This window comes from Synechococcus sp. CC9311, assembly GCF_000014585.1.
In the GTDB taxonomy this organism is placed as follows: Bacteria; Cyanobacteriota; Cyanobacteriia; order PCC-6307; family Cyanobiaceae; genus Synechococcus_C.
The window spans coordinates 984,462-1,002,105 of the sequence record NC_008319.1 but is presented as its reverse complement, the minus strand read 5'-3'; the positions used below and the strand labels follow the sequence as shown (position 1 = coordinate 1,002,105).

The 17,644-nt window shown below is 46.5% G+C and carries 19 protein-coding genes; 8 read left to right on the top strand and 11 right to left on the bottom strand.

The window, feature by feature from the left end:
• The first annotated feature begins 72 nt into the window (after positions 1–72).
• Both SYNC_RS14625 and SYNC_RS05095 read left to right on the top strand, forming a co-directional pair.
• Positions 73–243, top strand: coding sequence for a hypothetical protein (locus SYNC_RS14625; protein WP_011619032.1), 171 nt, complete (start codon positions 73–75; stop codon positions 241–243).
• Positions 244–838: 595 nt separating this feature from the next.
• Positions 839–1,378 carry a hypothetical protein gene (locus tag SYNC_RS05095; protein ID WP_011619031.1) on the top strand — a complete coding sequence of 180 codons (540 nt, stop codon included), beginning with the start codon at positions 839–841 and terminating at the stop codon, positions 1,376–1,378.
• Positions 1,379–1,812: 434 nt separating this feature from the next.
• On the opposite strand, the gene SYNC_RS14240 is transcribed toward SYNC_RS05095, so the two are convergent.
• Positions 1,813–2,361 (bottom strand): hypothetical protein, encoded by a 549-nt coding sequence (locus SYNC_RS14240; protein ID WP_011619030.1) that lies wholly within the window; start codon positions 2,359–2,361, stop codon positions 1,813–1,815.
• Between the two features lie 793 nt (positions 2,362–3,154).
• On the opposite strand from SYNC_RS14240, the gene SYNC_RS14235 reads away from it, so the two are divergent.
• Positions 3,155–3,250, top strand: coding sequence for a DUF3104 domain-containing protein (locus tag SYNC_RS14235; protein ID WP_148201848.1), 96 nt, complete (start codon positions 3,155–3,157; stop codon positions 3,248–3,250).
• Between the two features lie 68 nt (positions 3,251–3,318).
• On the opposite strand, the gene SYNC_RS05085 is transcribed toward SYNC_RS14235, so the two are convergent.
• The 3 genes from SYNC_RS05085 to SYNC_RS05075 all read right to left on the bottom strand — a co-directional run bounded on the left by SYNC_RS05085 (position 3,319) and on the right by SYNC_RS05075 (position 4,481).
• Positions 3,319–3,681, bottom strand: coding sequence for a hypothetical protein (locus SYNC_RS05085; protein ID WP_041426457.1), 363 nt, complete (start codon positions 3,679–3,681; stop codon positions 3,319–3,321).
• A gap of 19 nt (positions 3,682–3,700) precedes the next feature.
• Positions 3,701–4,126: a thermonuclease family protein gene (locus SYNC_RS05080; RefSeq protein ID WP_011619029.1), complete on the bottom strand. Its 426-nt coding sequence runs from the start codon at positions 4,124–4,126 to the stop codon at positions 3,701–3,703.
• A 73-nt stretch (positions 4,127–4,199) separates the two neighbouring features.
• Positions 4,200–4,481, bottom strand: coding sequence for a hypothetical protein (locus SYNC_RS05075; protein ID WP_041426455.1), 282 nt, complete (start codon positions 4,479–4,481; stop codon positions 4,200–4,202).
• 736 nt (positions 4,482–5,217) lie between these two features.
• Here SYNC_RS05075 and SYNC_RS15255 point away from each other — a divergent pair.
• The gene (locus tag SYNC_RS15255) at positions 5,218–5,424 is read left to right on the top strand and encodes a thermonuclease family protein (RefSeq protein WP_148201957.1); all 207 of its coding nucleotides are present in this window, start codon (positions 5,218–5,220) and stop codon (positions 5,422–5,424) included.
• Between the two features lie 389 nt (positions 5,425–5,813).
• Here the strand turns inward: SYNC_RS15255 and SYNC_RS05065 are convergent, their stop codons facing one another.
• A complete protein-coding gene (locus SYNC_RS05065; protein ID WP_011619025.1) occupies positions 5,814–7,079 on the bottom strand; it encodes an FAD-dependent oxidoreductase in 1,266 nt (421 codons plus the stop codon).
• 26 nt (positions 7,080–7,105) lie between these two features.
• The gene (locus tag SYNC_RS05060) at positions 7,106–7,366 is read right to left on the bottom strand and encodes a hypothetical protein (RefSeq protein WP_071813682.1); all 261 of its coding nucleotides are present in this window, start codon (positions 7,364–7,366) and stop codon (positions 7,106–7,108) included.
• Between the two features lie 834 nt (positions 7,367–8,200).
• Here SYNC_RS05060 and SYNC_RS05055 point away from each other — a divergent pair.
• Together SYNC_RS05055 and SYNC_RS14225 are read left to right on the top strand one after the other, a co-directional pair.
• A complete protein-coding gene (locus tag SYNC_RS05055) occupies positions 8,201–9,061 on the top strand; it encodes a methyltransferase domain-containing protein (RefSeq protein ID WP_011619022.1) in 861 nt (286 codons plus the stop codon).
• 525 nt (positions 9,062–9,586) lie between these two features.
• Positions 9,587–9,919, top strand: coding sequence for a hypothetical protein (locus SYNC_RS14225; RefSeq protein ID WP_011619021.1), 333 nt, complete (start codon positions 9,587–9,589; stop codon positions 9,917–9,919).
• A 256-nt stretch (positions 9,920–10,175) separates the two neighbouring features.
• Here the strand turns inward: SYNC_RS14225 and SYNC_RS05050 are convergent, their stop codons facing one another.
• Both SYNC_RS05050 and SYNC_RS05045 read right to left on the bottom strand, forming a co-directional pair.
• Positions 10,176–10,919, bottom strand: a complete 744-nt coding sequence (locus SYNC_RS05050) for an alpha/beta fold hydrolase (protein WP_041426951.1) — start codon at positions 10,917–10,919, stop codon at positions 10,176–10,178.
• 275 nt (positions 10,920–11,194) lie between these two features.
• A complete protein-coding gene (locus SYNC_RS05045) occupies positions 11,195–11,452 on the bottom strand; it encodes a high light inducible protein (RefSeq protein ID WP_049750327.1) in 258 nt (85 codons plus the stop codon).
• 724 nt (positions 11,453–12,176) lie between these two features.
• On the opposite strand from SYNC_RS05045, the gene SYNC_RS05040 reads away from it, so the two are divergent.
• Complete coding sequence (locus SYNC_RS05040) at positions 12,177–13,025, top strand: hypothetical protein (protein ID WP_148201846.1); 849 nt, start codon at positions 12,177–12,179, stop codon at positions 13,023–13,025.
• Positions 13,026–13,876: 851 nt separating this feature from the next.
• On the opposite strand, the gene SYNC_RS13755 is transcribed toward SYNC_RS05040, so the two are convergent.
• Positions 13,877–14,053: a metallothionein gene (locus SYNC_RS13755; protein WP_011619014.1), complete on the bottom strand. Its 177-nt coding sequence runs from the start codon at positions 14,051–14,053 to the stop codon at positions 13,877–13,879.
• Positions 14,054–14,536: 483 nt separating this feature from the next.
• On the opposite strand from SYNC_RS13755, the gene SYNC_RS05035 reads away from it, so the two are divergent.
• The gene (locus SYNC_RS05035; protein WP_167897179.1) at positions 14,537–14,791 is read left to right on the top strand and encodes a DUF3764 family protein; all 255 of its coding nucleotides are present in this window, start codon (positions 14,537–14,539) and stop codon (positions 14,789–14,791) included.
• 384 nt (positions 14,792–15,175) lie between these two features.
• On the opposite strand, the gene SYNC_RS05030 is transcribed toward SYNC_RS05035, so the two are convergent.
• Entirely contained in the window at positions 15,176–16,726 is a 1,551-nt protein-coding gene (locus tag SYNC_RS05030) for an ATP-binding protein (protein WP_011619012.1), read from the bottom strand.
• A complete protein-coding gene (locus tag SYNC_RS05025; RefSeq protein WP_011619011.1) occupies positions 16,726–17,346 on the bottom strand; it encodes a cysteine hydrolase in 621 nt (206 codons plus the stop codon). Before SYNC_RS05025 ends, SYNC_RS05030 begins: the two co-directional genes overlap by 1 nt.
• Positions 17,347–17,644 lie beyond the last annotated feature (298 nt).

The window sequence follows — 17,644 nt, the reverse complement described above, 5'->3', positions numbered from 1 at the left end:
CGACAGTGAAACATACGGCTCAGCCTTTCTGAGTTTGGGGGTGAGGCTGGAGGAATCAGCCCCAACGACAACATGAGCAAAAACACAATCCCTTTGCGCGACGAGCTGCTCCAACTAGCAGCGCAGACAGAAGATGATCAACGGCTCGCTGGGGCCTGTTTGGTCCTTCGTGGAGAAGCCGACACCATTATCTGGGCCGACGAAACTGAACAGTTGTTGCGGCGCCCAAACGCTCCCGCCTGAACGCACTTGCTCTGTTGCCATTCGCATCGAATGGCACAAAACAACGTTCTCAATATGCTGCCGGGCTTTCTGATCAAAGCCAGCGGGTATGGGGCGGAACGAAGAATGTGAACAAGATGGGCAAGAGCCTGCAGCGATAACTGCATGAAAAAGCCAAGGCCAATTGTATTGAAAGGGAGACCATGGAGGTGGCTTCCTATTGATCCCCTAAGCGATCAATATCTACCTGGATTACGGGCTGGCTTCACCCAGAACACTGGCGCGAGCCTTTTATCTATCGGCTTCATTCTTTAGTAGTGCCATCAGCAGCTCTTGAAACAAAGAGGCTACGCTTCTCTTCGAGTACTCGAGCGAACCATTCAAGGATTTCATCAATTGCGTCGAATACGAGATCAAGATTCTCAAGACTAAGCAGTAAAAGTGATCACCAGGAATGCAAGTTGAAAAATGTGCAGACTCTACTTAATCGATTAATAGCATATTCCGACTAAAAGAAAAGAGACATTTTAAAAATTTAAAAACTAGACAATTCATAAATCAAACCTTTTCTTACTTTTGTTGCTATAGTCCGATAGATCTGAACATCAATTCGAGCATGCGCAGGCTTTTAATTCCAACTCTATTAGCAATGGCCTTTTGGCCAAATCAAGTGTTGTCTCGAGTTAATTCTGCAGAGCAGCTTGATGGTACGAAATGGTGCACTTTTAATAAAGCTAATTCCATAGCAAGGATCACCTACCGAGGAGATACAAGCTATTTTTCAAGTGGCAATACATGCATGAGAATAGACAGGATAGGAAAGATGGGTGCCTGGAAGGTCGACTTCGAATGGTGGAACCTAGAGTCAAAGATTAGGGTGAGAGAATATGCTTTGGCTTCTACGGTTACACCAAAAATTCTTGCCTATCAAGAGGCCAAGTCTGCCAAGGATCGTCGTTCTCCTTATGCAAGCACGACTCCAGGCACTCGAGGCGCGGGATATATTCACATTGTAGACAGCAAAACATTGAGACTCTCTCAGCTGGGCAGAAGTGCCAATGGAGATGTAACACTGCTTGTGTACTACTTGGAAAGAGTTGATGCCTTTCCGGAATTGACTATACCGCTGACATTTCCATCACCTCAGTCTAAATAGTAGCGATTCTGAAAAGATTGACGAGGGAGTAGGACAAATTGAAATTCATCCTCTTGAGTGAGAGTTATGAACCATATGCTTTTCTCGCCATACTGTTCTCACGTGGCAGAGATCTTTCGAAAAGCAGCGACTACTTCTAATAAGAAGTACATAACTGGAAGCCTGAAATCTTTTGGTACCATCATTAGCTCCTAAAACATAACCAGCGTCATCTGACTCTCAAGGGCCATTAGCCTTTGGCAAAAGCTTAAAGCATTCTCCGTTGCCATAAAAAACCCCGCCAGTGGCGGGGCTGTTCCATATTTTGCCGGGAGATCAATAGTGGCAATAATGTCGCCATGCTGGTTTCGCGTGTATAACCTGCATGACTCTATGACAAAAGCATTCAACCACTAAATCGATATTTAATACCATCAAACTCACCTTCGAAGAAATCAGAAAAGCTTGATATTAAGGGAAGGCTTGGATGGTGCAGTCTTGGCAGGAGTATTGGACTCTTTGCCTGGATTTACTGTTTTCTTGGAAGATCCTTCATAACAGCTAGTATTGACAGCTTGGTCTCCAGCAAGCACATCCCGAAAACTAGTATTCAGATTAATTGTTGATGAATCAAGCATTACAGCTTGAGTTGCAAGCACTGCATATTTTCCTTTTGATGTGCCATCTACGATTGTTCCTTTTGGAGGCGCCCATGTCGCCGAAAATGTTCCACGCGTTACATTGGTTCGAATAGGTTCTTCGCAATATCCTGCTCTTGTAAGATCAGCACGAATAGTAGACAAGAGGTTATCTAAGGTTGTTTTTTTGTATTGACTATTGAGTGAAAGTTGTCCAACAGTGTTGGCACTAAATATGGTTTGAGAGTTTTTCTGCAAGGACGAAGGCAGTGTATTCAGCAGATGCTTAGCTGATTCAGCGTGAGCTACTGATAGAAAACCAAATGAAGCAGTAATAAAAACAAGAAGAGTCGTTCTTTTCATCATCAGCCAAATGCAAACCTTTTCTTAGCCATGACTGGCAAAAGAGTCACCAGTCAAAGACGATTTTTAAGACGATCAACACGGTTAGTGATTGCTGCTCTATCCCCCCAAAACACTAGAGCCTGACTCCCAGTTGCCAGGCCGTCAACCTGTCTCGCTCAACTTCTACCAACAAAGGCACCATCCACACAGATTCGACGCCTGCAGCTACATCCCTTCCAAGCGTTCAATACCGAGTACTAGCCGAGCCTTGTAGCCATCAGCGTCATCTGAGTGTCGAGAGGGATCGAACCCAGGTCATCAATCAGCCTTCTTCGTATGAAGCGGCTACAGCTGTGTCCATTAGCGCACCATTACCGATGGACCGCGCTGAGTTTTCTTGCATGTGGCTTGAAATAACACCTGTTTCGGCTTGGACGACGAACACAACTTTGGATGGGCTTCCTTTGAGACCCCGCGCTAAAGCACCTCGATCCCATTTGCTTTAGGGGTCAGAGCACCTTTCAGCTCATTGACTTGCAAGTTTTTGTAGGTCTTTGAGCAGTTTTCTGCTTTGAGCGGTGGTGACCCCTTTCCAGTAGTTCTCAAGTGCTGTCATGGGTTTTCCTCTGGCCGTGAATAAGTTCTACGGGCACTTCACGAGGACTGAAAAGCGGAGACAGCCGTCCCACATGGTTCGGTTTCAGGAACATTCCAGACCAGATTCCACGGGAGCATATTGACGGGCTTGCCCGACTCCTGACAGCTACTTTTGCCAGTACAGACGACCCACCCACTTGAAGGAGACCAATGGTGAATGACTGATGTGATCCACGTTGATGGTGGGGCCCGAGCCGCCAGAATTCCAACGATGTTTCAGATTAAGGATATAGATACCGGAATAATCGATTAGGTCAATGCAGATTTAGTGACGCACATTGCCGCCAGGCTTTGATCTCATGAGCGTAGCATTTGCCGCCATTAAGGAGTGCCTATGCCGAGGCATTTGATTACATTGTTGTGGTCATAGTTTGTAAGAATGAAGCCACTATTATTCTTTAGATTGCTGCGGTCTCCGTCATAATTCCACCCCCACCTTCCGCCTAACTTGTCAGTGAGCATGAATGTAAAAGTTCCATGCCCAGGCTTATCCCAAACGTATGTCATTCGTGGGCCGTCATCCCATATCAGAGTGAATTTACGAAAATCACCTTGGTTGATGTAGTGGACCTCGGTCCACTTACCCCCGTTGTATTGGCAGGGGATGCGCTGATTGTTGCTCTGAGCCTCTACAGCAATGGCCCCAATGGTGAGGGCTGCTGCGATCAGTGTGGTGCGGATCATTGTTGTGAGTGGTTATTCGTCATCGAATCCATGGGCACTGGCTGGAATACCGCCAATAGATGCCTGCGTGACCGCTGGCCACCATTCTCTGCTGCACGTTGGAGCCGTTTAGGAACAGCTCGCCAACGGTTCTCCCATAGCGATCAGTTGTGATCCTGCGCAGACGTACCTGACGGCCCACCACCATTCCACGCAGATGATCCCTAGCCGCACGAGCTGGAATCGGGTCGGCTCGTTTACCCCTTAGTTCTGCGGTGTCGATACAAGCCAGCCTGATCTTTTCGCCTGTGCTCGTTCGACATGTATCGCCGTCGTAGCAGCTGCTGATCGTGACCAACGGCATGGCCGCCACAGGGACGGCTGCAAGCAACGCCACAAGTAAAGAAAACTCCAACCAAAGGCAGGGTTTCTCGGCTTCTCGTTGGGCGTGTTGCCTAGTTTCCACTCCGCGAAGAAGCCCTCCTCACAAGTGAATCGTGCCTCAGAAAACTCGCTGAGCAAGACCCTTAGCTCTGGGTTCATTTTCTAATGCGACCTATTCCGTAACCAACTGCCAGCCCTATGGCACCGCCAAGAGTGCCAGCACTCAGCGAATCAATATTTTCATTATTCAGCGACTTAATGATTGGGAGCAGGAATGAAGCGGCAAGCAGCAGAACAACGCCTATCAGTACTGCATCGAGATGGGGCTGCTTGCGGTTAACTCTTGCAATGCGGCTTTCTTCTGCTGGTGGAGCAACTCTTGTATTCAGCTCCTGCTCAATCCGCTCAAGTTCCTTTTGTGCATCAGTTTTAGCCATGGGGCAAAACGTAGACCCACAGCTCAGCAACCTGCATTACCCATGCGGGTGAACGCACTCATTCAGTTGCTCTTAATTGCAAGGAATGCACAAACCGAAGCACCTATGAACCAGTACCACTGCCCTGTTTAACCTGTTACAGCACCAAAGAGACCACATCCAACCCATAGCCAAGTCTTTCTTCGACTTGTTTTCTTCCTCATTGGCTTGACGTGGGCTTGCCTCAATCTTGCCAAAAGAACAACATACCGAAATCGAGTGATTTCACTACATCCCAGGGGCTCATCAGTTAACGCCTTGCCAAGTGGGTGCCCAGAGCTTGCAGATCTTGGTCAGGTGCCGCCCCTGCTGGAGTCACTGAGCCTGCCTGCACGGATCTTGATTCCAACCAATCGTCAGATGATTCAACGCTGCAGTGGTTTTTAGCTTGTCGTCGCGTTTTCACTTAAAGGAAGTCTGGATCAACTTTTAGGTGATCCCCCCAACGTGATCAACGTTTGGTCTAGCGATTGTGTTAGTAATGGATCACGCCAAAGAGCTTTAAAAAGAGCCCACTGCGCGAGAACAGATAACCGTTTTTTCAATGAATCGAAAAACATTGCCTACCGAGAGGGGCCACTCATCTTCGAGACCAAACGTGTCCAAAACAACCAAACAGCAACCAGAATTAATCACCTGGGAAGAGCTAATCGGCAAACGCTAAATATGGCGCATTAAAGCGACAAGCAAGCACTAAATATGGTGCTTACGAGTCAAATGTCATCGCCACCCTTGCCTCTGCCTTCGTCGTGAAGCAGGCATCAGACGCATCACGACAGACCGCTATGGCCGCACCGGGGCTGAGCTGTCTGTGGATAGCTCAAACGTGCAGCAGCAACTGGTTGCAGCTGGCCATGCAGAGATTGATGGGAAGTACACGCATCAATGCCCGTGGAGAAAGTGATTTGGTTCTTTTGGGGGATGCGCCTTCACCACCGTTTCAGCGACTGTGCCAACAGTCGTCATCAACCAATGGAAGGTCCCAGGAATGTCGTTGTCGGTTCTGCTGTTGGCGGTTTTCTGGGTGCAGCGGGGTTCTTCGCGATGGAAAGATGGATTCCCATGACTGGGGATGCTGAAGCCTGGGAGGAGAAGCTAGTCCCGCAGCAGATTGTCTCTAAAGGGAACTCACCGAATGCAGCACCAGACAAGCTGCGCGAAGCCTGTTTGTCTGGTGCTTTTTTTGAAAGAGGTGAATTCGAACAGAGTGTCTGCAAACAATTCCGGCAAGTCACCACCTAGGTGGGCACCGCTTCCAGGCTTCGATGGCGATGTATGTGAGCATCCTGCGAATCACTGGCGAGGCACCTCCCTGCGGTGATCGTGAATCAAGTTGTCGGCAATTTTTGATGGCCTGCTTCCGAAGGCGATCATCCGCGCTGGCACATTCCGCACAACTGGGAATTTGAGCAAGATTCGAAACAGCAAAGGCAACCTGAAGGGTTCAGCATCGTTGAGAGCGTTCTTAATGATGCGGTTCTGAACCATGGTCTGGAACCCCTGAATTGAATGAACTGCCCCCTCCCGCTGCAATTGCACAGTCGCCAACTGATCTGAGCTGATGGATTCTCGTTTTAGCGGTTCTGTAAGCAGATTTGCAGCCGAGATCGCATCCTGAATAGCCACATTGATTCCTACACCACCGATTGGGGACATCACATGGGCAGCATCGCCGATCAGAAGAAGCCCTGGCTGATGCCACGTCTTCACGAAACTGGATTCAACGGATAAAACCACAATCTGCTTCCAGGTCTGCAGCACATGTACCCGATCTGCAAGCCAGGAAACGTGGCGACTCAGATGCGTGCGGAAAGCGTCGAGACCAGCGGCCTTGGTGGCCGCAAACTGTCCTTTTAAGAGCACATAACCCACCTGCCACTCCTGGTCACGTTCCAAAAGCACAACCAGATGCCCTCCACCAACGTGGAAACGGAACTGATCATGGGGATCGTCTGACCTTCGAGGCACACGAAACCAAAGCACATCCATCGGTGGTGAGGTTCTCTGCAATTCAGCGCCGCAGAGACTGCGAACCTTGGAAAATCGCCCATCTGCTCCCACGGTGAGAGTGGCGCGAACCTCTTGCAGTTCATGCTGCCGATCTCTGTAGCGCACTCCATGAGTGGAGCCTCTCTCCTGAATAAGTTCCTCGACCCGAGCCCCCATCACCAGCTCGAAACCGGAATAGCGGCTGGCCTCCCCAGCGATGCATTGAAGAAACTCAACTTGCGGAAGCACGGCGACAAACGGGTAACGCGTGTTCAGGCGACGAAAGTCCGCCAAATTGGTAAGTATTCCCTCAGAACACAGCTGGGCCATCTCCATTCGGCCATGTGGAATTTCAAGAACACGCTCAGCCAGGCCGATCTGATCAAGGGCCTCAAGAATCGCGGGGTGAATAGTGTCTCCACGGAAATCTCGATCAAAGTCGAGCTGCGACTCCAACACCGTGACCTTGATCCCCTGACGAGCCAACAAAAGACCGAGCATGAGTCCGGCAGGCCCACCCCCCACAACGCAGCAATTAATAATGCGATGCTCGATGACGTTGTGACACATGCCTCATCAATCAACTCACAACTGCATCATGAGCCGAAAAACATGCGGTGGAATTTTGCAGGTTCCCGAGGGTAACTGAAGGACAACAACTCTCTTCGAAGAGGGAGACTCAAACCTTGCCCTCCTGGCTGCTCTTCAGTCAACAAAGACAGCATCCATTCCGATTCCACCTCAGCGACTAATTCCCTTACCAGCTGTTCAATGCCAAGGACCAACCAACTCTTGTAGCTGTGCACGTCATTAGCTCTGAGTGCCATCAGTAGCTCTTGCTGCAGAGCAACTGTCATCTGACGTTCAAGGGGCATTACCGGTGGGAAAGACCTAGAGCATTCCCCGTTAAAAATCGCGAAGGGCTTATTTCTTCTGTTCTGATCTCTTAGAGCTGGAAGATTCAGGACGTTCAACGACTCCTCCAGTGTCTTCACTCAGCTGAGTGTTCACAATCTGAACGCCTACAGCCAGCACTGCAAGGCAGCCAACTAGAACCAAAGCCCACATGTTGATTCACGGTAATGGGAGTCGGTTAAGGGTGAAGCAGCTTTAGACATTCGACACAGGATTTAAATACAATGACATTGTTGTTAATCGAGTAATCACTATGCCGTCGTACTGCGTGGCACGTGACAGCAGAAGACTAAAGATTACGGGTTGCCATACCCTTAAATGAGACCGTTTCTATAGCGATCTCGTTTTATCCAACTCCAGCAACATCCCCTGGTGACGCAGCTAGTGAATATTCAGTCGGAAGATCGATAGAGATAGCGATGCCCCCGGCTTGTCAATTGCTGATCTTTTATAGCTTTTAACAAAAGAAGAGGAATGCACCAGACGATGTACTGAGTTCAACTCCTGTCACACTATTGCAGTATTGCCCCGCTGATAAATACCAGGCTCAAGACTTCCAATTGAGAAATCCTGTTATAGATGCATATTCTCGTCGCATTCACAGGCCATTGCTGTTCTTTTTTCTCATTCTGGAGAAGATCAAATTCCATTAGAAGGACTATCGTAAGAAATCTGCTACTCATCTCTCTCTAGCCTGCACGAAAACTATTGCCGCTTTCTTTTCCACACAACCAAACTGATTAGTGGCGAGCAGAAAAAAGTGATGCGAAAACAAGATGTCCGCATCTGTTCTGCCCATTCTTCCTTCTCAACCAACCATGAGCGAACGCACTTACATTCATGGCAGCAGTCAACGCGAACAACAACGCCTAATCCAGCAGGCCGAACAGCATGCCTCTCTTCTTGAAAGCAACCTGGAACTGCATGCCAATGAAACGCTTCTGGAGATCGGCTGCGGAGTGGGTGCAGTGCTCGCTCAAATTGGCCTGAAACACCCTGAGGCAAGTCTTTGCGGAATCGACATCAACCCTGCACAAATCAATGGTGCCAGGCGGTATCTCCAAGAAATCGGACTGAACCAAGTGGACCTGCAGGTTGGTGATGGCTCTTCCCTTCCATGGGCAACAGGGCAAATCGATCGAATAAGGATGGTCTGGGTGGTTGAGCATCTCCAAGATCCAATAGCGGTGCTGCGCGAGGCACTGCGGGTTTTACGACCAGGCGGCACGATTCACATCACAGAAACTGACTACGCAACTCTTCGTGTCTCCCCGCCAGACCACGCGATCGAAACAATGCTCAGCGCCTTCATCGATCATTTCAATCGTTATGGCAATGCTCATGCCGGGGCTGCACTCGGACCATTGCTGGAGCAGGCAGGATTCCGAGAAGTAAGCAACAAAATGCAGGGAATCCATCATTGGTGCCCGAGCCAGACCACAACACTGCAGAAACTCTGTAGCTACTTGCTCGAATTCATTGAACCCGAGCGCGAAGCACTTCTTGCCGCCGCCCTCGATCCAACATTCGCTGAGCTAATCGACAGCGGCCTGAGTCGTTTTGGCCAGCTAAGTGAACGAGACAATGGAGCAATTAGCATCACTGCCTATCAAGCACGCGGCATCAAAATGGCATAAAGAGAACACTGTGCCATAGTCAGTTCACCCATCAAACGGCGATCACTTAACAGATCAAAGTTAAAAATCAAAGACAAACAAATATCACTTTTAAGCCTCTAGTGCAAAGCTTTTCCTTCTGAACCTCAATCAATAAAGGCAGCATCCACTCGGATAGAGCTAAGCAGCTGCAACGATTCAGAGCTCTTGAATGCCAAGTGGAATCGAGGCCTTACAGCCTATGCAAGGCAAAAATATTTAATTAGTCATATCTGTTCCTGAAGCTGCAATTTGCAATTGGAATTGTGAAATGCGATCCAAAAAAACCACGTTTTTTGCTTGCAAAGGAAACATATAGTTGACCATACCAAGCAGCTCCTCTCACGACTTAACCAAAATTCCCATGTTGCACCCACGAGAATCGCACTAACAACCTCGAGACGATCGCAAACAAACACTCCTAGGTATTATTTACACCGGAGCATGTACTTAATGTGGAGAGGATGCCGCCAAAACAAGTTAAGGTAAAAAATATTCAATTCACAAATGAACGTCTATATCACTCCGACTGCTGCTTCTGAATTAATGCGCCTTTCACTCGTATCGCAAGATGGCATTGCCGGTAAAATGTTTTTAGGTGTCACCAAAGGCGGATGCGCCTCTTGGTCGTTTTCCGTAAGCGCGTCTGGAAATCTGGAAACCCCTATCTCTAGAAGCAATGGCCTAACGTTATTTACAGAAAAAGCACAAGCAAATAACTTAAAAAACATTACAATGGACTATATCGAAAACCTGGCCGGAGGAAGCTTTGTATTTTCAGGAAAAGAAATTCACGTAAAACCATGTGGCAACTGCTTCGAATTTAAGCCAAATCAATGACCAAGGATGGGGGTGCTTACTCTTAACCCACTTAGCTACATTGCCTATTGGGTTGATGAAAAGCAACGGCGTCACAGATGGTGGTATGGATGCGTTAGCAAGTACATCTCAGGTAGTCAGAGAGGAACCGTGCGCTTTCAGTCGAGCTGGTTATTGACAACTGAAGGTTGGGTGTTTGAGCCTGTTTGGTGGGAGCAATGAAGAAGGAAGGCCCATGTGCAGCAGTCAACAAGAAGAGTACTGCTATGCAATTCATTTATGCATCAATTTGAGAATTGGCATTCTCTTGTGAGAATTCACTATTCACTGCAAAGTCCCACCACTCTTCAAGACGTTGCGTAGACGCATACCAGATCTCACCAAATAAGCCACCATGAGCAGTGTCGTCTTGTATCAGAGAGCGGGCACCTGTAAGCAGAGCTGACTCAACTGGCACCAGTCCATCACCGAGGCAGTCATCAGCATCAATTGCTCTTAGGTAACTAGCATTAGCGCCCTTGCGGCTGAATGCTGAGGCATTATTACTAGACAAATCAAGTATTCCCGCGATAGCGACATAGTCGACTCCAGATTCATGACATCCGGGAAAGCGGCGGTCCACCATCGCCCTCAAGGGTGTTGCGCGGACTGCCTGATGAGGACTTCCGAGCGTAACCAAGCGATCACATTTTTTAGAACCGGCATAAATACTTCCATCGAAAGGTTCATCGCTGAGATAGAGGCGCAACATCACTCCACCAGAACTGTGCCCAATCAAGGTGACTTTTCCACTAGGCGACTGTTGTTGAACTTGTTTGACCATGTCATCCACACGGTCGAGCACACGTCGCCATCCAAATTTCCAGATAGTCAAAAGCCAATCCAATCGAGTCATAGGAACCACCAGAGCATCACAAACTCCCTGGTTCTTTAGCCATTCAGCCATAGGTCCATAAGCCTCTGCTGTAATCAGGAATCCTCCAAGAATCACAACCGGCTGCTGTGGATCAATATTCTTCACCACTCGAATACATGGAGTAACACCATCATCAACGAAGAAGGATGGGTAGGGAGTGATGCCTTGATTCCTTACGTGTATGCCATGAGTAGCTCCTGAAGCAGAGCCAGCGTCATGCGAGTGTCGAGAGCATTGGGAAGTGGCTACTCCTCAAAGCATTCCCTGCAGCATTAAAAACCCCGCTCGTGGCGGGGCAGTTGATGGCGATTGCTTTTGGATCAATCAACTTCTTGTCCCATTGCATCATCAGTGGGCTGAATACATCGATGAGTACAGGGTTAAAGCCCAATGGTGCGCAGCCAGCCCTCACCGCTGATCAGTTCTGTCGCTGTCGCAGCGACGAATCCAATCATTGCTAGGCGACCAATGAGCTTTTCTGCTCGCTCGTGGAAGCCCCAACCAGCATTTGGTGTGGCCAATTCCAGACGCGGCTCTTTGGCGTACACATTGCCGTGTTCTTCACCATCTCTGGCGACAAGGCTGGTTGGTGCGTAGATAAAAGCTCTGCCGTTGTAACGGAGTGTGGTGGTGGTCATGGGTGTCTCCGAGAGGGACCAAAACGGTCTATGCCTGCTTCGTTCCGTCAGGAAGATGGGCAAGCCGTCAAGAGAGGTACGGTTTAAGGAACTTTTCAGTCGGTTTATACGGGAGCAAATTGGCGGTTAGTACTTCACTTATGACTGCCACCGACCGAAACAAGGCACTCCACTATGTGCCGCTGACGTTGAAGCCGGGATGGAGTGATGATGGTGATGATCAACAAAGTTGACGCAGGCGAGTGCATCAAGACACCAAACGCTGATATAGGCAACAGAGAAAAGCAACAACCCTCCAATGCCTGCTTGGTTTGGTGTTGTTAGAGCTGGCGCTATGCCTTTGTTGCTTAGACCAAGTCCTTCAGGCTGACGCTCTTCTCACCAAGATCATCAGCACCAACGTCTTCTGATCCAATGGCAGGCAAAACAGCAACAGAGATTCATAAGCCAGAAGCGCTCAGGGAAAGACGACGCAACTTGGGGCATTCATTAGATGGAGTGCAATGCCTAGGCTTTACCGCTGGTCGGTAGGCAAGCAAAAGACCCACTCATGGGGATGATGGGAGAGGTCAAAATCATGAGTTTTGATGACGATTGTTAAGTGACGAAAACAATCGTCATTTGTCTCAGTCGTCGTAGTTCTACATATTGGTAAGCATCGGATGAGGCATGGGAGCAAAACCGTAGAATAGTTGATGAAAGGATCACACCTGAATTATTTCGGGTGAAAGTAGAGCATCATTTCAATTCAGTCTTCTTTACGGCAGATGGAATGTTGAAATCAAATCTAAATTGCAATTTACCCATCAAGGAATGGCTATCTATTCCTTTGCTTAGACTACTCCTTGTGCCACTTTTGAGTGAACCATCAAAGGCAAACCCCAATGTCGATGGATTTTGCAATGAGCCCAATACTGGCACATACCTAATAGTGAGCCAAGGAAGCAAGAAAAGAATCCCAATTGGTCAACTTCAGCTGGAAACTTGGAAATCAGATGGAACCTTAAACGGAACACGTTTCCTCAGAGAAGGAGCAAAATACAGCACAAATTCTTACACAGGCAAATGGAAGAACATTGGCAATTGCAAAATCAAGGTCGACCGATCTGACGGCGGCATGGACAGCAATGTAATACTAAAACCCAATGGTGATGTGCATTTTGGCATCATGGTGACACCCGGCATTGTTGCAAGTGAGCGTTGGTTCCCGCAATCAAAAATGTCTTGTACAAAAGAAACGATTGCTGGTGAAGTATTGAGCTTGCAGGAGGGCCATCAGTTTAAGGATGGTCGATGGCAATCCAACAGAGTGATTCAGAGAGAGAACTGGAGTAACTGGAAGATGTCAGGCGTTGCAATTTCCTCCTACTCGGGAAAGTTTGAAGTTGCTACTTATCAAGGTAATTTCACGCAAATTAATAATTGCATTGGAAGAATTCGGCAACAGGATACCTATGGCGTGTCATACGACTACATAGCCATTCTTCGCTCAGACAGTAAAGGGTATGCCTATTTACAAACACAGGGAGATGCACTTACCGTGGCTATCCTTGAACACATCGAATCGAAATGATTTCATAAAAAGCTTAATCAGCAAAGTTTAAACCTTGAGGAAGCATATTTGGCAACAGAAACCCCGGACATAGCTGGGTTCCGGACCGGGAGATCGCTAACCACGAATTCAGTAAATTTTATATAACTAGATATTTGGAGATCATTCGACTTGCCCCATTCACTTACCTAGATGAATTAGAGCAAAACATTAGTACATCCTTTTTAAGCTAAGTTAGTATTTCCATTGAAGAAAAGTCTTCATTCTTTCCGATAGGTATAGGCATAAGAATAACCATAGACACAAACAACCTTAAGGACCAAAGTTGGATTGGGACGGGAGTCATCACCCGTAATGAGACGGTCCGTAGAGGAAGCAACCGTCTTTCCCTGAGGAAGGGAGGTTGCCTTACCCCTTAGGTGGCCCTCTTCCTTGATGGCTTATCTCCTTTAACCAATTGCGTGAACACTGATCAGGGCCTGAGGGGTCTCATACACCACCCTGAAATGCATCCTTATACCCTCTCCCTCAAAGTGCAGGCTTAGTTAGGCGGTGAGCAGCGTTGCCAACCAATAAAAGCTCACCAAACCGAGCTGAGCATCGCTCCTAGCCTGTTCACCAGCCAGGCCTCACCGCTGGACTTCTCTTTGTATTGGCCGTAGTTGGGCTGCTGCTGCCACATGCGAGCAGTTTGGTGAGATTACCCAGACGGGTGAAAGCTAATCATTCGAAAGATTATTTCCAGCCAGCTGGGGAGATGAAATCGGAATGCGAACGATCCCAGCAACTCCACGTAGGCAGCGTCGATGAGGTGGATTGGGTTGATCTAAACCGAAAAAAACAAGGGAGTGAATTCACTCCCTTCGGCATAGTCAAGAACCACAATTACAACCACAAGCGCCTGCGGCGTCATGGCAAGGCTCATTATTGCGGTGACCACTTGCACAGGCATCAGAGCAGTAGCTATGGCCATTTCTAGAAATAGCAGAAGAACTGCTTACTTCACAGGTGCAGCTTGAACAGGCACACTTTACAACTGTTACTGTCATTGGCTTATTCCATCTACAATACTTCTAACAGCAGACCGAAATACAGAAGCTGAAAATTGGATGAGTGTCACACAATTAACACAATAGTGAAAATGATTCCCATTTCTTGCCAGTAAAATCTAAGAATGATAATTGTTTTTATTGAGACTATTTCCACTCTGGATTTGCTCTACGGTGAATTCGGATAATCTGACGGGGCAGCGTTAAACGTTTACCGGGGCATAAAGGGAAGAACAATTATTCAGCCTCTTAAGTAATCGTGACGACAAGAGTCACCAAATCTGCATAGAGTTAACGAACGGTCCCGTCAATGCCAACTGGCCCTAGCACTGCACCTTCCAAAACGCTTGTAGTTTGCGGGATTTTCTTGTGTCCGATAGCCGGGTTTTACCAGTGAGTCGGTCGGCTTTCCCCCTTGTGAGACCTGAAACGGCCGCTTAACTTTATTTCAGACGAGAGAAACCAATGCTTCTGACTGAAGTCGTGACTCTGTCCATCTCAAATAATTGGGATGAATGGGTTCAAATCTTTGACAGCAAAGAAACCTCAGAACTCCATGACCGCTACGCCATGCAAGTTCTCTTCCGTGGAGTGTCACCTAAGGATCCCAAACAGGTAGTCGTAATCATTCAGGCTCCTGAAGGAGCTACTGAACAATTCCTTCGTGATAACAGAGAATATGTGGAGTCGAATGGAGCAGTGATGGATTCCGTAAACACAAGTATCTGGATTGGTTAAGCAATCTCACATCAGTTAAAGTTGCTTCTCAACACACCTGCACCCTCAAAGAAAGAAGGGGCATTTTTTTAATCACTCATAAATCAATCCATATATTTATCGCATTCCAAAACCACAAAGCAATTATCAATATGAGTAATCATCCATTTCATCAATAGATATTTAAAAACTTGGAACTCCGGACAAATTTCCACTATCAATACTCACACGTTTACATCATTAATTGAATTACCACTGCTATAGCGATGAATCACCATCAAGGATTACATTCATTCTAACAAATATCAAACAGAGCCTTATCATTTATTCCTAGAATAACAAAGCACATATCTAGAAGTAATATTCTGACCTTACCTCGGAGCAGACACATTGTGAACTCATTGTTCAATGTCTCAAAACGTTAGCCAATGATTTAGCAAGAGATTGCATATCGAATGGTTTTTGCAGGACAGCACTAAAACCACTTTTTCGATAATCCGCCAAAATTGAATCTTGGCTGTATCCACTTGCTACAATTGCCTTGATTGATGAGTTGACTGTTTTCAGCTGATCAATAGTCCATATTCCGCCCTTGCCTCCAGAAATAGTAAGATCCAGTATCACCAAATCAAAAGGCTCCCCCTCATCCAAGGCACGTACATAGACATCTAAACACTCCTGACCATGCTCAGTACTAGTAACAGAATGTCCATGTTCTTCAAGCATTAGGCGAAGAGATGTTCTCACCATATCTTCATCGTCCATAATTAATATTCGAGCACAATTCATAGGCTTTTGATCGACGACTACTGACTTAACAGGAGTATCAGCATTCCGAACAGCTGGCAAAGAAACACGAACAACCGTTCCTTTGCCAATGTCACTTTTAATTTGCAAGTCGCCATCATGCCGCTTGACAATCCAATATGCACTTGTCAAACCAAGACCTGTGCCATGGTCTTTAGTCGTAAAGAACGGATCAAAAATCTTCTCCATATCCGTTGGTTTGATGCCAATTCCACAATCAGTTATCTCAACAACAACCATCTCTCTTGAATTGCCATCTTTGCGATCCCATTCATTGCGAATATGGAGATTAATTTGACCACCTTCTGGCATTGATTGTTCTGCATTCAGAATAATATTGTTAAAGACTTGATGTATCTGTCCAGAGTCAATATCAACATTAGGCAATGATGACTCACATTCGATAAAAGCTTTTACGTTAGAGCCATGCAAGCTCATTTCCATCGCTTCTTTTACAACATCTTGCAACGCCCAGATCATTCTAACAGGATTTCCACCTTTGCTAAAAGACAACATTTGCTTAGTCAGCCCAGCTGCACGGAGACAAGCCTGACTCGCAATCTTTAAATACTTAGCATCAATCCCTTGGTTGTTATTTAATCTCTGACTAAGATCAATATACCCCATGATAACTTGCAGAAGATTATTGAAATCATGCGCTAAGCCACCTGCAAGCCTGCCAATACTCTCCAATCTCTGAGCACGCAACACTTCGGCATCTAAACGCCTTCTATCGGTAAAGTCTTCCATTAAGACAATGGCCTCACCAGTTTCGCGCTGATCAAACTTCAGTTTTAGCCAGTGTATTTCACCCTTTGAGTCTTTAAAGCGAACTTGACTATCAGAGACATCATGATCAGTATTTTTAGTATTCTTAACGAGTGTTCTCCACTTTTCTAGATCATCTGGTAACACGTATGAGTCAATTGCAGTTCCGATGCTTGAGTTAATATCAAAGCCTAATATTCTATTCCAAGCCATATTAACAAATTGAATTTCTCCTTTACCATGCCTATCAAAACGAGCGACAATAACCGGAAGGTTAACGAGAATATCCCTAATACTTCGTTCTGACTCTGCAAGACGTTCAATTAGCCTTGACTGAGCAACTGCTGTAGCGTCTGGGTCATGATGACGATCAATAGTCATCAGTCAGAATCACGAACAATTGCTTTAGCAAATTCGTTATGATCAACTACATCAGTGAATAATGGAAAAATTTCCTTACAGAACATATCTTGTTCAACTGGCGTTCGACTGGACGTGCAGTCGGATAAAATCGTTACTTCAAAGCCGTTTTCCTTAGCAGCAAGTGCAGTGGCGTTAACACAAAGAGAAGTCACGCAGCCTGCAATCACAAGTCGTTCTATTCCTTTTTTAACAAGCAAGTCCTTCAATTCGGTATTAGAAAATGCATTGAAACCTCGCTTCCCTGGAATGATTACAATTCGATCACCATACTTTTCAATCTGCGGCAGGGTTTCAGCACCAGTTGTACCAACTTTGAATGCCTCTGCATCTTTGATTGCTTTTAAAATACCCATCGGATTCTCTATCTCATGATAACTTTCACTGAATACGATTGGTGTATTAACAATAGTAATCGATGTGTCCAAGATGCTATCGATGACTTGGATTGTATGCTCGAGGGTTCCAGAAATGCGATGAGATTCTTCAACAACAGAGTAAAGAATTCCATCAGGGTCAAAATAATCCCTCTGAAAGCCTATAAGTAGTAAAGCGGTGTTACGCGGAGACACTGGAGACATCGTCTTAAGCTGAATTGAGAGAGGTTAACTTTAATCCATGAATGCTAAGACAATTAAGCATCATTGCAAAACCATCATGGAGTAGGAGTGTTGTTACTTTCTCTATTATAGCGATGGTGTGGGATCAATGACCTTGCGTCAGCAATGTTATTGATGATCGCCTGAAATCCTTTAAAACAATAAAAAAGTGGATACATCCTCAACAGCATCTCTAAAGAAAAATGCATTACTGGCCTAGACAAACAATTAAGCAGAAGATACAAGCGACTTTTAAGAATAAATCAAGCATAAAAATCAC

Bases quoted from the DNA above. Each gene is read 5' to 3' on its own strand.
- SYNC_RS05075 (WP_041426455.1), bottom strand. From the start codon at position 4,481: ATGGCTAAAACTGATGCACAAAAGGAACTTGAGCGGATTGAGCAGGAG.
- SYNC_RS05065 (WP_011619025.1), bottom strand. From the start codon at position 7,079: ATGTGTCACAACGTCATCGAGCATCGCATTATTAATTGCTGCGTTGTG.
- SYNC_RS14225 (WP_011619021.1), top strand. From the start codon at position 9,587: ATGAACGTCTATATCACTCCGACTGCTGCTTCTGAATTAATGCGCCTT.
- SYNC_RS14235 (WP_148201848.1), top strand. From the start codon at position 3,155: ATGACTGATGTGATCCACGTTGATGGTGGGGCCCGAGCCGCCAGAATT.
- SYNC_RS05060 (WP_071813682.1), bottom strand. From the start codon at position 7,366: ATGACAGTTGCTCTGCAGCAAGAGCTACTGATGGCACTCAGAGCTAAT.
- SYNC_RS14240 (WP_011619030.1), bottom strand. From the start codon at position 2,361: ATGATGAAAAGAACGACTCTTCTTGTTTTTATTACTGCTTCATTTGGT.
- SYNC_RS05045 (WP_049750327.1), bottom strand. From the start codon at position 11,452: ATGACCACCACCACACTCCGTTACAACGGCAGAGCTTTTATCTACGCA.
- SYNC_RS13755 (WP_011619014.1), bottom strand. From the start codon at position 14,053: ATGACAGTAACAGTTGTAAAGTGTGCCTGTTCAAGCTGCACCTGTGAA.
- SYNC_RS05030 (WP_011619012.1), bottom strand. From the start codon at position 16,726: ATGACTATTGATCGTCATCATGACCCAGACGCTACAGCAGTTGCTCAG.
- SYNC_RS14625 (WP_011619032.1), top strand. From the start codon at position 73: ATGAGCAAAAACACAATCCCTTTGCGCGACGAGCTGCTCCAACTAGCA.
- SYNC_RS05055 (WP_011619022.1), top strand. From the start codon at position 8,201: ATGTCCGCATCTGTTCTGCCCATTCTTCCTTCTCAACCAACCATGAGC.
- SYNC_RS05095 (WP_011619031.1), top strand. From the start codon at position 839: ATGCGCAGGCTTTTAATTCCAACTCTATTAGCAATGGCCTTTTGGCCA.
- SYNC_RS05085 (WP_041426457.1), bottom strand. From the start codon at position 3,681: ATGATCCGCACCACACTGATCGCAGCAGCCCTCACCATTGGGGCCATT.
- SYNC_RS05025 (WP_011619011.1), bottom strand. From the start codon at position 17,346: ATGTCTCCAGTGTCTCCGCGTAACACCGCTTTACTACTTATAGGCTTT.